We start from the raw sequence: 13,768 nt of genomic DNA, 5'->3' as shown, positions 1-13,768 counted from the left end.
TGTGTCCATGACGTGGCGGACCCCCACACCTCCCACGAGTACGCTGGGAGCCCCATCACGAAAGGAGACGTCGTGACCGTCGCACCAGAGGGTCGCCGGCTGCTCCGCGTCGAGGCCCGCAACGCCGAGACGCCCATCGAGCGCAAGCCGTCGTGGATCCGGACCACCGCCAAGATGGGTCCGGAGTATGCCGCGATGAACAAGCGTGTGTCGGGCCAGGGCCTGCACACCGTGTGCCAGGAGGCCGGCTGCCCCAACATCTTCGAGTGTTGGGAGGACCGGGAGGCCACCTTCCTCATCGGCGGTGACACGTGTACCCGGCGTTGCGACTTCTGCGACATCGCCACGGGCCGCCCGGGTCCGCTCGACCAGGAGGAGCCCCGCAAGGTCGCCGAGTCGATCCGACAGATGAACCTGCGGTACGCGACGATCACCGGCGTCGCCCGTGACGACCTTCCCGACGGCGCGGCCAAGCTGTACGCCGACACCATCCGCGAGGTCCACGCGCTCAACCCGAACACCGGCGTCGAGATCCTCCCGCCCGACTTCGGGGCCAAGCCCGAGCTCGTCGGGCAGGTCTTCGACGCCCGCCCCGAGGTGTTCGCGCACAACCTCGAGACGGTGCCGCGGATCTTCCGCAAGATCCGCCCGGCGTTCACGTACGAGAAGTCCCTCAAGGTCATCACGATGGCCAAGGAGGAAGGCCTCGTCACGAAGTCGAACCTCATCCTTGGCATGGGTGAGACGGAGGACGAGATCGCCCAGGCCATCCGCGACCTCCACGACGCCGGTTGCGACATCCTCACGATCACGCAGTACCTGCGCCCCTCGCCGTTGCACCACCCGATCGACCGGTGGGTGAAGCCCGAGGAGTTCATCACGTGGTCGGAGTACGCGGAGGAGACCGGGATCCTCGGGGTCATGGCCGGCCCGCTCGTCCGGTCCTCCTACCGGGCCGGGCGCCTGTGGGCGCAGGCGATGCGTCGCGCCGGGCGTCCCCTGCCCGAGCACCTCGCCCACCTCGAGAAGAGCGCCGACGAGCCCGCCCGCCAGGAGGCCTCGAGCCTCCTCACGCGTCACGCGGCGTCGTCGACCTCCCGCTGACCCACCGACCCAAGGAGCAGGACCACACGATGGCCCGCATTCGCAAGGGCGGCGGTTCGACCGCCGTCGAGGCCCCCAAGAAGCAGCGGTTCGAGAAGCTGCGGCAGATCTACGCCCTCGCCAAGCACGACGACCCCCAGATCCTCGGCAAGCTCCTCGGCATCGCACTGGGGATCACGCTGCTCGGTCTGCTCATCGGCTTCGCGATCGGCCGACCGATCTACCTCGCGTTCGTGTTCCTCCCGCTGGGGATCCTCGCCGCGTTCATCTTCCTCACGCGGCGTGCCGAGCGGGCGGCCTACAGCACGCTCGAGGGTCGTCCCGGCGCCGGTGGGGCCGTCCTCCAGGGGCTGCGTCGCGGGTGGAGTTACAGCGAGGAGCCCGTCGCCGTGGAGGGCGGCCGCGGCAGCCACTTCCAGGACGCCGCGATGGTGTTCCGCGCGGTGGGTCTCCCCGGCGTCGTCCTCATCGGGGAGGGCCCGACGGGTCGCGCCTCCAAGCTTCTTCTCGCGGAGCGCCGCAAGGTCAACCGGCTCACGCCGAACGTGCCGGTCACGCTGTACCGCATCGGCACCGGCGACCCGAACCCCAAGACCGGCGAGGAGGTCGTCGCCCCGCGCGACGTCGTCCGCAAGATGTCCCGGCTGCCGAAGTCGCTCACGAAGACCGAGGTCACCGAGGTCGACCGTCGTCTGCGGGCCCTCGGCGCGCAGCGTCCTCCGATCCCCAAGGGCATCGACCCCACCCGGGTCCGCTCGATGGGGCGGGGCGGCCAGTTCCGCTGACCGGCCCCGACCGACGCGACGAACGCCGCATCCCCGGCCAGGGGTGCGGCGTTCGTCGTCGCGGTGCCTGTCGTGCGTGTCGTGCGTGTGGTGCGTGACTGGGCGGCCGTGCGTCAGCGGGTGCGGACGAGGACGGTGCCTGCGAACCGGTCGTGCAGGCCGCGCTGGTCGCGGTCGTAGATGAGGCCGGGGACGAGCACTGCCAGGGCGAGTGTGCGCACGAGGGCAGCGACGGGCCCGGCCCAGCCCCCGTCGACGCGCACGACGCGCAGGCCGAGGAGGCGGTGCCCGATCGTGTAGCCACCCGTGCCGACCATGAGGACGTGCATGAGGAGGAAGACGAGGGTGGGGAGGAACACGCCGAGCCCGCCCGCGCCCTGCCGGTATCCGAGGAACGCCATCGCGATGAGCTGGCAGACGACGCCGTCGACGAGGAGTGCCGGGACGCGGCGCGTGAACGGTGCGACGGAGCCGGGGCCGTCCTCGGGGAGGCCGAGGCGGTCGCCGGGATAGGTGTCGGGGTCGACGTCGACCGGGGGTCCGGAGAGCCAGGAGCCGATGTCACGACGGTCGATCATGCCGTCAGCCTACCGGCCGCGCCGCGACGCGAAACATGGCCGAAACACGGCGGTGACGGGCGCTTAACGGCGACTCGATAGCCTCGGGGTGACGTCGACGTCGGGCCGCCCGACGTCCGGATCATCGAGGAGATGCCGTGTTCACCACCCCTGAAGAGGTTCTCGCGTACATCGAGGAGGAGGGTGTCGAGTTCGTCGACATCCGTTTCTGCGACCTGCCCGGTGTCATGCAGCACTTCAACATCCCGGCGAGAACCATGGACCTGGACTTCTTCACGGAGGGTCAGGCGTTCGACGGGTCCTCGATCCGTGGCTTCCAGGCGATCCACGAGTCCGACATGAAGCTCGTGCCGGACGTGACGACGGCGTTCGTCGACCCGTTCCGTGAGCACAAGACACTCATCATGAACTTCTCGATCGTCGACCCGTTCACGGACGAGCCGTACTCGCGGGACCCGCGCAACATCGCGGCGCGGGCGGAGTCCTACCTGCGGTCGACGGGCATCGCCGACACGGTGTTCTTCGGGGCGGAGGCGGAGTTCTACGTCTTCGACGACATCCGGTTCGAGTGCTCGCCGCAGTCGACGTTCTACAAGCTCGACTCCGTGGAGGCGGCGTGGAACACGGGGCGCGAGGAGGAGGGCGGCAACCGCGGCTACAAGACGGCGTTCAAGGGCGGCTACTTCCCGGTGCCGCCGGTGGACCACTTCGCCGACGTCCGTGACGAGATGTGCCTGAAGATGGCGGACGTGGGCCTCGAGGTCGAGCGCAGCCACCACGAGGTCGGCACGGCCGGCCAGCAGGAGATCAACTACCGCTTCAACACGCTGCTCGGTGCGGGCGACGACGTGATGAAGTTCAAGTACGTCATCAAGAACGTCGCCTGGAACTACGGCAAGAGCGCGACGTTCATGCCGAAGCCGCTGTTCGGGGACAACGGGTCGGGCATGCACACGCACCAGTCGTTGTGGAAGGACGGCGAACCGCTGTTCTACGACGAGCAGGGTTACGGCGGACTGTCGGATCTCGCCCGTTGGTACATCGGTGGTCTGCTCAAGCACGCGCCGGCGCTGCTCGCGTTCACGAACCCGACGGCGAACTCCTATCACCGTCTCGTGCCGGGCTTCGAGGCGCCGGTGAACCTCGTGTACTCGGCGCGGAACCGGTCGGCGTGCATCCGGATCCCGGTGGCGGGTGCGTCGCCGAAGGCGAAGCGCATCGAGTTCCGCATCCCGGACCCGTCGGCGAACCCGTACCTGTCGTTCGCGGCGCAGCTCATGGCGGGCATCGACGGTATCCGTAACCGGATCGAGCCGCCGGAGCCGATCGACAAGGACCTGTACGAGCTGCCTCCGGAGGAGCACGCGGAGATCGAGCAGGTGCCGTGCACGCTCGAGGAGGTGTTGAACGCGCTGGAGGAGGACCACGAGTTCCTGCTCGAGGGCGATGTGTTCAGCGAGGACCTCGTCCGCACGTGGATCGAGTGGAAGCGGGACAACGAGGTGGCGCCGCTTCGGGTGCGGCCGCACCCGTACGAGTTCGAGATGTACTACGACATCTGATCCCGGAGTGGGCGGTGGTAGGAGCGCAGCGCAGCGAGCATCCTGCCACCGCCCACTCCGGGTCAGTGGCGACAATCGGTACGACATCTGATGCCGGAGTGGGTCGGTGACATCTGATGCCGGGGTGGGTCGTGGCGAGGGGCGGTGTCGGATCCGGTGATCCGAGACCGCCTTTCTCGCATGTGGGGTGTTGTGGTCGGTCTCACCCTCGCTCCCTACCCACGGGTAGCGGTTGCTGGGAGACTGGGGGCCGAAGGAGGTCGAGATGAACATCGCTGTGTGGGGTACGGGCGCGTACGTGCCGGACCGGGTCGTCGACAACGACGAGGTGGGTCGTCGTGCCGGTGTGAACGACGAGTGGATCACGTCGAAGACGGGCATCAAGGAACGCCGGTGGGTGGCGAACGAGCAGGCCACGTCGGATCTGGCGATCGCGGCGGCGAGGCAGGCCGTGGAGGCGTCCGGGGTGGCGGTGGCGGAGTTGACGACGATCATCGTCGCGACGTCGTCTCCGGACCACCCACAGCCGCCGACGGCCGTGTACGTGCAGGAGGCGCTGGGGGCGCAGAACGCCGCCGCGTTCGACATGAACGCCGTCTGCAGCGGGTTCGTCTTCGCCATGGCGGTGGGGGCCCGGATGATCGCCGGGGGCGGCGGGTACGCCCTCGTCATCGGCGCGGACGTGTACTCGCGGATCCTCAACCCGGAGGACCGCCGCACGGTCGTCCTCTTCGGTGACGGCGCGGGGGCGGTCGTGCTCGGTCCGTCGAAGGACTCCTGCCACGGGGTCGTCGCGACGCAACTGCACACGTTCGGTGACCTCAACGACCGGATCATCGTCCCGGCCGGCGGGAGCCGCCTGCCCATGGAGGATCGCCACCACGAGACGGGGCTCGCATATTTCACGATGCAGGGCCGGGCGGTCAAGGAGTTCGTCCTCCGGCAGCTGCCGCCCCTCGTCGCGGACTTCCTCGCCTCCGCGGGGGTCTCCCCCGATGAGGTCGACCACTTCGTGCCGCACCAGGCGAACGGGCTCATGCTCACCGAGCTGCTCCCGGCGCTGAAGCTCACGAACGCGGAGATGCACGACACGGTCATCCGGTACGGCAACACGGGCGCGGCCTCCGTCGGCATCACGCTCGACGATGCGGCCCGTGCGGGCAGGCTCTCCTCGGGCGACCTCGTGCTCCTCGCCGGATTCGGCGGCGGGATGGCGGCGGGCCTGGCGCTCCTGCGCTGGTGACGTCCTCGGCCTCACGGCGGGTGGCGGAACGCCCCCGGCGGTGAGGCCGACGATCTCTCTCCCCGGAGAGGGAACGACATGCCCTCCGGCCACCTGGGTGGAGGGCATGTCGTCTACCCGAGTACGGCGTCGGTTCAGGAGGCCGTGCGCCGTGACCAGCATCGCAGCCGCGCTCGGCGCGGTCTCGTCGTTCTCGCTGTGGACGCACACGAGGCCCCGAGATCGGTTGGGCGGCGGACGGTTACGTCCGCGCATCCGACACCCTTCCGTCTCACTCCGTGGACGTCTCCGCGCTACCCGCCGGGCTGCGGTCCTCGGCGGCCGGGAACGGCCGGTGTGAGAAGTCTGCGGGCACCTCGCGAGCGGTTCGGGTCCTCGCCTCGGGTAGCAGCGCCTCGACGCGAGCGGACAGGTCGGCGGGGAGGTCGTCGACGCCGCGGGCCGCGATCCGCAGGGAGGCACGTGCGGCCTCCGCCGCCGCCTCGGCGGCAGCGAGGGCGCGCTCCGCCTCCTCCGCACGGTCGAGGTGGCCCCGCATCTCGAGATGGGCGGTGCGGGTGTCCTCGAGCCCGGCGAGCACCGGCAGTTCGACATGAAGCACCGACGCAAGGTCGCACGCCTCGGTAAGGCGTAGCGGGCGCAGTCCCTTCTCCGTCTTGACGACCGTCTGCTGGTGCCAGGCGTGCCCGCGGGCGGACATCGCCTCGGCGAGCCGGACCTGGGTGAGGCCCCGGCGTTCGCGGAGCTCCTGGACGGTCGAGCCGATGCGGGCGTCGGTCGTCGCGGTCATGGAGCGACCCTACTCAGCGGCCGCGTCGGGCACGACGCCGCCGGCACGAGCCTCGGCGTCGATGCCGAGCGGGACCGACCATCGGAGCAGGGTGCCGGAGGGTTGCGTCGACATCGCCGAAAACGTGCCCCCGTGGCGGGCGGCGCGACCGGCGAGGTTCGCGAGACCGCTGCGGTCGGCATCCTGCCGCAGGCCCACGCCGTTGTCGACGACGGTGACGACGAGGTCGTCGCCGGTGTTGACGACCCGGACGCGCGCGTCCGTGGCGCGGGCGTGGCGGGCGACGTTCGACAGTGCCTCGCGGACGACGGCGACGACGTCGGGCACGAGGTCGTCGGAGATGTCGGAGAGTCGTCCCTCGAACGCGACGTCGGGCACGAATCCGAACGCGACCGTCGCCTTCTCCACGACGGACTCGAGCTCCGGCCCGAGGCCGCCCTGGGGGAACCCGTGGTGCAGCTCGAAGATCGCCGAGCGGATGTCCTTGACGGCGAGGTCGAGCTCGTCGACGACGAACTCGACCCGGTCGGCGACCTTTCCCTCCGCGTGGCGGCTCACCGCCTGGAGGGTGAGTCCGGCGGCGAAGAGACGCTGGATGACGTGGTCGTGCATGTCGCGGGCGATGCGGTCGCGGTCCTCGAGGAGCACGGCCTGCGAGCGGTGGCGTTGGGCGCGGGCGGCCTCGATCGCGAGGGCCATGCGGTCGGCGAACCCGGTGAGGAGGTCCATCGTCTCCCCCACGTCGACGGGAGCGTCGACGCCCCAGCTGAGGAGGATGAGACCCACCTCGACCTCGCCCACGGCCATGGGAACGACCGCGGTGGTCGCCGGCCCGTCGAGATCGGCCGGGGTGCGCACCTGGTCGGACAGCTCCCCCCCGCCGACGTCCCCCTCCTCGACCCGCAGCATGACGGGGGTGCGGCTCGCCATGAGCAGACGCCACCGATGGTCGGTGAGGACGCGGCCACGGAGGCCGAGTCCCTTGCCGACGGCGTCGACGGCCTGGACGACGAGCCCACCGTCGGGGTCGGGCACGAGGAGCGCGGCGAGTTCGGCCTCGCCGAGTTCGCGGGCGTGCTTGACGGTGCGGGCCAGCGTCGAGCGTTCGTTGCGCCCCTCGAGGAGCGTCTGGGTGAGTTCCCCGACGGCCTTCGACCACGCCTCGGCCCGACGGGCCCGCCGGTACAGCTGGGCGTTCTCGACGGCGATGCCGGCGGCTGCGGCGAGGGCGACGAGGACGGACTCGTCATCCCCGGTGAACCGGCGTCCGCCGGACTTCTCCGTGAGGTAGAGGTTGCCGAAGACGATCCCGCGCACGCGGATGGGGACGCCGATGAACGACGTCATCGGCGGGTGGCCCGGAGGGAAGCCGACGGCGCACGGGTGGGCGGACAGGTCGGCGATGCGCTGCGGCACCGGGTCGTCGAGGAGGAGGCCGAGGACACCCTCCCCGCGTGGCGGATGGTCGAGGCGGGCGACCACCTCGGCAGGCATGCCGCACTGGACGAACTCGACGAGGTGCCCACCCGCCGGGTCGACGACGCCGACGGCGCCGTAGCGGGCGTCGAGCAGGGCGCACGCCGACTCGACGACGTGGGAGAGGACGACCTTGAGGTCGAGTTCGCTGCTCATCGCGACGACGGCGTCGAGGAGCGAGGCGAGACGGGTCTGGAAGAGGCTGGCACCCTGTGCCCGGGTGCGGATCTCGGCGAGCAGGTCCTCGAGGTCGAGCATCGAGGGTGCGGGAAAGCCCGGGAGGGCCGGGCCGCTGGCGGGATCCGGGTCGGTCATCCCGTCAGGGTACCGGGGCTGCTCCGGACGTCCTGATCAGCACCTGCCCGGTGCGCGTCCACCACCTGCGCCGGCCGTCGCGGGGGCGGCACACAGCACATCACAGCCGGCATGCGCCCGGCAGTAACGCACCACGTCGGAGCGCGAGCAGCCGTCGTCGTCGCCGATGACGAGGAGCCCGGCGCTCCGGCTGCGTTCGGAGAGGACCTCTCCCGGTTCGCCGACGGCGATCTCGAACGAGACGGGCACGCGGCTCGTCTCGCGCAGCGCCTTGAGGGCCGCGGCGAAGGTGCTCGCGCCGTTGTCGTCCCGCTCGGCCTCGCTCGCGGCGGGTTCGAGCACTTGGACGAACCGGACCCGGGCGCCGCGGGCGGCGGCCTCGCGCACGGCGGCACGCGCGACGTGCGCGGCCGCGGATCCGGGGACGAGGCCGGCGACGACGTCGAGGGCGGGCTGATGCGCCCCGCCTGCCCTGTCCGAGAGGCCACGAGTCATGCCGACAGGCTCTCCCGGATCGCACCGCGGGCCAAGGGTCGAAGGTCCTCGGACCTACGGCGTCGCCCCGCAGGCGGGCCTGGAGGGCGATCTCGGCCCCGTCCCGGCACGGATCGTAGAAGCCTCGCGACGCCGACCGCAGGCCCGTCGGCACGTCGCGCGGGGGCGTCGACGAAGCGACCCGTCAGCGGGGCGGGCGCTCGTCGAGCTCGTCGGCATGGGTGGCTGCGAACACGGCCGCCTGAGTGCGTCGCTCCATGCCGAGCTTGGCGAGGACGGCGGTGATGTAGTTCTTCACGGTCTTCTCGGCGAGGAAGAGCTCGGCCCCGATCTGGCGGTTGGTCATGCCCTTCGCGACGTGGAGGAGGATGCGGCGTTCCTGCGGGGTGAGGCTCCGCAGCCGCGGATCGCCCGACTCGGTGCCGGCGATGCGCTCCTGGACGTCCTCGACGTCCGTCTCGGCGATGAGCTTCTCGCCCGCGGCGACGCGGCGGACGGCGTCGACGAAGTCGGCTCCGCGGATGTCCTTGAGGAGGTAGCCGGCCGCCCCCGCGAGTACGGCCGCGGTGAGGGCACGCTCGTCGTCGAAGGAGGTGAGGATGAGCCCGGCGATGTTCTCGTCGAGCGCACGGACGGTGCGACACACCTCGATGCCGGAGCCGTCGGGCAACCTCGCGTCGAGCACGGCGACGTGCGGGCGCAGCGCGGGGATGCGTCGGGCGGCCTCCTCGGCCGAGCCGGACTCCCCGACGACCTGGAGGTCGTCCTCCAGCTCGAGGAGTTCTCGCAGGCCGCGCCGCACGATCTCGTGGTCGTCGAGCAGGTACACCCTGATCGGCATGCTCACCTCGTCTTCCTCGGGCGCGCGTTGCGTCGGCCCGGCGTTCGTCGTCGGTCCACCGTGCCACACCGACACCCGCCTCCCCCAGCCGAGCCGGGTGGGGCGCGCCGCCGGGCGGCGGTAGGGGGCGGCCTACCCCTGGCCGTAGAAGAGTCGTTCGGTCACGCCCCGGGCACGGCGGGCGACGCGGCGGTACCGCTCCCCCAGTTCGACGCCGCTGCCGGGCGGCCCGCCGAGGATGCGATGAACCGCCTCGGCGTCGCGGAGACTGCCGGGGACGGTGTCGGTGTTGCGGGACCGCCACAGCACGGAGGCGTTGCGGATGGCGGAGGCGAGTCTCCAGGCCTCCGAAAGAGCCTCCGCGTCACCGGCGTCGACGAGCGACGCCTCCACGGCGGCCGCGAGAGCGGGCAGGGTGGATGTCGTGCGCAGGTCGGGGACGGCGTGCGCGTGGCGGAGCTGGTGGAGCTGCACCGTCCACTCGACGTCGGAGAGTCCACCGCGGCCGAGTTTGAGGTGGGTCTTGGGGTCGGCGCCGCGGGGCAGGCGCTCGGCCTCCATGCGTGCCTTGAGGCGCCGGATGTCCCTGAGCGCCGATCCGGCGAGGACGTCGGGTGCGTACCGCACCGCGTCGGCCATCTCGACGTACGCCTCCCCGAGCTCGGGCTCGCCGGCGACAGGGCGGGCTCGCAGGAGCGCCTGGTGCTCCCAGGCGTCGGACCAGCGCGCGTAGTACGTCCGGTAGCCCTCGATCGTGCGGCTGAGGGGCCCGTTCTTGCCCTCGGGCCGCAGGTCGAGGTCGACCTCGATCGCGGGGCCGGGGCCGGGCGCACGCGTCGAACGGCGGAGCTCCTGGACGACAGCCCCGACGGCGGCGGTGACGTCGGCCGGGTCGGCGCCCTCGTGGGGACGGTGGACGACGACGAGATCGGCGTCGGAGCCGTAACCCATCTCCCGGCCGCCGAGACGCCCCATGCCGACGAGGGCGAGATCCGCAGGGACGGGGCGACCGCGGTCGTCCTCCGTCTTGTGCACGGCGACCTCGAGTGCCACCTGGAGGAGCGCCTCGGTGAGGTCGGTGAGACCGACACCCACCTCGTCGAGGGTGAGTTCGCCGACGAGGTCGGCGAGAGCGATGCGGAAGAGCTCCTGACGTCGGACGACGCGCGCGGCGAGCATCGCCGATCCCGCGTCGTCCTTGCGGGAGACGGCGCTGCGCATCGTGCGCAGCACGGCCTCGCGGCTGCGGGGATGCAGACCGGTGGCCTCTCCGAGCATCCGCACGGACTCGGGGGCGTGGGCGAGGAGGTCGGCCGCGTACCGGCTGCGGGCGAGGACATGGGCGAGCCGGTCGGCCGCCCGCCCCTCGTCGCGGAGCATCTTGAGGTACCACGGTGTGCGACCGAGGGATTCACTCACCTGCCGGAAGGCGAGGAGCCCGGCGTCGGGGTCGGCCTCCTCGGCGAACCAGCCGAGCATGACGGGCAGCAGGGTGCGCTGGATCGCCGCGGTACGCGATGCGCCCGTCGTGAGCGCCCTGAGATGGTGCAGCGCCCCCTTGGGGTCCCGGTAGCCCAGGGCGGCGAGCCGGTCGCGGGCGGCGTCGGGGGTGAGCCGCGCCTCGTCGTCGGAGAGACGGGCGACTGCGGCGAGCAGCGGCCGGTAGAAGAGGGATTCGTGGATCCGGCGGACCTCGAGGGTCACCTCGTGACGACGCGCGACGACGGCCTTCGCGGGCTCGGTACGCAGACCGATGGATCGACCGAGACGCCGCAGATCCGCCTCGCCGGTCGGCATGAGGTGGGTGCGCCGCATCTTGTGGACCTGGATCCGGTGCTCGAGGCAGCGCAGGAACCGGTACGCCGTGGCGAGACGGTTGGCGTCCTCACGGGCGACGTACCCACCCTTCTCGAGGGCGTCGAGCGCGTCGAGGGTGCGGGGCGAGCGGAGCGTCTCGTCGGTGCGGCCGTGGACGAGTTGGAGGAGCTGTGCGCTGAACTCGATGTCGCGGAGACCACCGACGCCGAGCTTGATCTCGCGGTCGGCCTCGGCGCGTGGCAGGTGGGCCTCGACGCGCAGCCGCATCGCCTGGACGTCCTCGACGAAGTGGTCGCGGGAGGCGACCTGCCAGACCATCGGCGAGACGAGGTCGAGGTAGGCCTGCCCCACCTCGGCGTCCCCGGCGACGACGCGGGCTTTGAGGAGTGCCTGGAACTCCCACGTCTTCGCCCACCGCCGGTAGTACGCCTCGTGGCTCGCAAGGGTGCGGACGAGCGGGCCCTGCTTGCCCTCGGGGCGCAGGGCGGCGTCGACCTCCCACAGCGTCCCCTCCGCGGTGTGACCGGAGCAGATGCGCATCGTCGTCGTGGCGAGTCGGGTGGCCGAGGCGATCGCGTCGGATTCCTCGACACGCTCGACGGCGCCGTCGAGCGGTCGCCGAGCGTCGCCGGATTCCTCCGCATGACAAGGCGGTTCGGCGACGAAGATGACGTCGACGTCGGAGATGTAGTTGAGCTCGCGCCCCCCGCACTTACCCATTCCGATGATCGCGAGGCGGCACCGAGCCGCGTCGTCCGGGTGCTCCTCGGCAGCGAGGACGAGGGCGGCCTCGAGGGCGGCCGACGCGAGGTCGGCGAGTGCCCCCGCCGTCGTGGTGAAGACGGCGAGTGGGTCCTCGGCGGAGAGGTCGACGGCGGCGATGCCGAGCAGCTGCGCCCGGTAGGCGACCCGCAGGGCGTCCGGGCCGGGCGTCTCCCCCCGCGCGTCGGGCCCGACGCGGGTGACGAGGTCGGCGACCCGCGCGGCCGCGTCGAGCGTGCCGGGCGTCGTGCACTCCCGCCACTGCTCGGGGTGGCGGGCGAGGTGGTCCCCGAGCGCGGCGGAGGCGCCGAGGACGGCGAGGAGGCGACTCCGCTCCTCCCCCGCGGCCGCGAGGACCGACCGAAGCGCAGGGAGATCGATCCCGCCCGCCTGCCCGGCAGGCCGACCCGAACGGTCGGTGACCCCCATGGTCCCGGCGACCTGGGCGGCCTCGAGGAGTCGCACGAGCGCGGCGAGCGCGAGGTCGGGCTCGGCCGTGCGGGCCAACGCCTGCAGCAGCCCCGTGGCGTCGTGGTCGAGATCGACGAGCTCCGCGAGGACCGGGGAGGACGCGAACGACCGCGCCCGACGGGTGTCGTCGAACCCCAGCCTGGCGAACAGGCCGGTCGTGGACTCCGGACGCCCCGCCATCAGAGGAGCGGGAGGAGCCGCTCGAGCTCGAACGGCGTGACCTGGGCGCGATAGTCGGTCCACTCGCGGCGCTTGTTGCGGAGGAACACGTCGAAGACGTGCTCGCCGAGCGCGTCGGCGACGAGTTCGGACCGCGACATCGCCCCGATGGCCTCGTCGAGCGAGGAGGGCAAGGGGAGGATCCCCAGGGCGTGCCGTTCGGCGTCGGTGAGACGCCACACGTCGTCCTCGGCCTCGTCGGGCAGCTCATAGGAGTTCTCGATGCCCGCGAGCCCCGCGGTGAGGAGGACGGCGAACGCGAGGTAGGGGTTACAGGCGGGGTCGAGCGTGCGCACCTCGATGCGGCAGCTGTTCTCCTTGCCCGGCTTGTAGAGGGGCACCCGCACCATCGCGCTCGAGTTGTTGTGGCCCCAGCAGATGTGCGCCGGCGCCTCGCCGCCGCCCCAGAGTCGCTTGTAGCTGTTGACCCACTGGTTGGTGACCGCGCTGATCTCGGCGCCGTGGCGGAGCAGACCGGCGATGAACTGGCGACCGATACGGCTGAGCTGATAGGGCGCGCCCGCCTCGTAGAAGGCGTTGTTCTCTCCCTCGAAGAGGGAGAGGTGGGTGTGCATGCCCGATCCCGGGTGGCCCGACAGGGGCTTGGGCATGAAGGAGGCGTAGCAGCCGGCCTGGGCGGCGAGCTCCTTGACTACGGTGCGGAAGGTCATGATGTTGTCCGCCGTCGACAGGGCGTCCGCGTAGCGGAGGTCGATCTCGTTCTGGCCGGGCGCACCCTCGTGGTGGCTGAACTCGACGGAGATGCCCATGGATTCGAGGACCCCGATGGCCTCGCGGCGGAAATCCTGGCCGCGACTGTCGGCGACGTGGTCGAAGTAGCCCGCCTGGTCGATGGGTCGCGGCGCCTCCCCCGGCACGATCGGGGGCTCGAACAGGAAGAACTCGATCTCGGGGTGGGTGTAGAACGTGAACCCCATGTCGGCGGCCTTGTCGAGCGCCCGTCGCAGCACCTGACGCGGGTCGCCCGGGCTCGGGGAACCGTCGGGGGTGTGGATGTCGGCGAACATCCGTGCCGTGACGGGAGGTTGGCCGCGCCACGGCAGCACCTGGAAAGTCGCCGGGTCGGGCTTGACGAGCATGTCCGACTCGGTGATGCGCGAGAAGCCCTCGATCGCCGACCCATCGAAGCCGAGCCCCTCCTCGAACGCGCTCTCGAGCTCGGCGGGGGCCACCGCCACGGACTTGAGCGTGCCGACGACGTCGGTGAACCAGACCCGGATGAACCGGATGTCACGTTCCTCGATCGCCCTCAGCACGTATTCCTGTTGCCGGTCCATGGGGCAATCCT

At 71.3% G+C, this 13,768-nt stretch carries 11 protein-coding genes; 4 read left to right on the top strand and 7 right to left on the bottom strand.

Annotated features, from left to right (window positions below; all coding sequences use genetic code 11):
* The first annotated feature begins 72 nt into the window (after positions 1–72).
* Positions 73–1,104, top strand: coding sequence for a lipoyl synthase (gene lipA, locus MOPEL_RS04895; protein ID WP_009481750.1), 1,032 nt, complete (start codon positions 73–75; stop codon positions 1,102–1,104).
* A 29-nt stretch (positions 1,105–1,133) separates the two neighbouring features.
* Entirely contained in the window at positions 1,134–1,889 is a 756-nt protein-coding gene (locus MOPEL_RS04890; protein ID WP_040632917.1) for a DUF4191 domain-containing protein, read from the top strand.
* A 113-nt stretch (positions 1,890–2,002) separates the two neighbouring features.
* On the opposite strand, the gene MOPEL_RS04885 is transcribed toward MOPEL_RS04890, so the two are convergent.
* The gene (locus MOPEL_RS04885; protein WP_009481748.1) at positions 2,003–2,467 is read right to left on the bottom strand and encodes an RDD family protein; all 465 of its coding nucleotides are present in this window, start codon (positions 2,465–2,467) and stop codon (positions 2,003–2,005) included.
* A 137-nt stretch (positions 2,468–2,604) separates the two neighbouring features.
* Between MOPEL_RS04885 and glnA the strand changes: the two genes are divergently transcribed.
* Both glnA and MOPEL_RS04875 read left to right on the top strand, forming a co-directional pair.
* Positions 2,605–4,029, top strand: coding sequence for a type I glutamate--ammonia ligase (gene glnA / locus MOPEL_RS04880; RefSeq protein WP_009481747.1), 1,425 nt, complete (start codon positions 2,605–2,607; stop codon positions 4,027–4,029).
* A gap of 265 nt (positions 4,030–4,294) precedes the next feature.
* Positions 4,295–5,272 (top strand): 3-oxoacyl-ACP synthase III family protein, encoded by a 978-nt coding sequence (locus tag MOPEL_RS04875; RefSeq protein ID WP_009481746.1) that lies wholly within the window; start codon positions 4,295–4,297, stop codon positions 5,270–5,272.
* A gap of 271 nt (positions 5,273–5,543) precedes the next feature.
* Here MOPEL_RS04875 and MOPEL_RS04870 read toward each other — a convergent pair whose 3' ends face one another.
* The 6 genes from MOPEL_RS04870 to MOPEL_RS04845 form a co-directional block, all read right to left on the bottom strand.
* On the bottom strand, positions 5,544–6,062 hold the full coding sequence (locus MOPEL_RS04870) for a helix-turn-helix transcriptional regulator (RefSeq protein ID WP_009481745.1): 519 nt from the start codon (positions 6,060–6,062) through the stop codon (positions 5,544–5,546).
* A 9-nt stretch (positions 6,063–6,071) separates the two neighbouring features.
* A complete protein-coding gene (locus MOPEL_RS04865; protein WP_009481744.1) occupies positions 6,072–7,853 on the bottom strand; it encodes a sensor histidine kinase in 1,782 nt (593 codons plus the stop codon).
* 36 nt (positions 7,854–7,889) lie between these two features.
* A complete protein-coding gene (locus MOPEL_RS04860) occupies positions 7,890–8,348 on the bottom strand; it encodes a universal stress protein (RefSeq protein WP_009481743.1) in 459 nt (152 codons plus the stop codon).
* Positions 8,349–8,532: 184 nt separating this feature from the next.
* A complete protein-coding gene (locus MOPEL_RS04855; protein WP_009481742.1) occupies positions 8,533–9,189 on the bottom strand; it encodes a response regulator in 657 nt (218 codons plus the stop codon).
* Between the two features lie 132 nt (positions 9,190–9,321).
* Entirely contained in the window at positions 9,322–12,420 is a 3,099-nt protein-coding gene (locus tag MOPEL_RS04850; RefSeq protein WP_009481741.1) for a bifunctional [glutamine synthetase] adenylyltransferase/[glutamine synthetase]-adenylyl-L-tyrosine phosphorylase, read from the bottom strand.
* Complete coding sequence (locus MOPEL_RS04845) at positions 12,420–13,757, bottom strand: glutamine synthetase family protein (RefSeq protein ID WP_040632915.1); 1,338 nt, start codon at positions 13,755–13,757, stop codon at positions 12,420–12,422. The genes MOPEL_RS04850 and MOPEL_RS04845 overlap by 1 nt, the downstream gene beginning before the upstream one ends.
* Positions 13,758–13,768: the final 11 nt, after the last annotated feature.

The sequence above is a fragment of the Mobilicoccus pelagius NBRC 104925 genome (assembly GCF_000247995.1).
Classification (GTDB): domain Bacteria; phylum Actinomycetota; class Actinomycetes; order Actinomycetales; family Dermatophilaceae; genus Mobilicoccus; species Mobilicoccus pelagius.
Note: the sequence above shows the minus strand (reverse complement) of the source record. Positions and strands in the feature narration are given on the sequence as shown.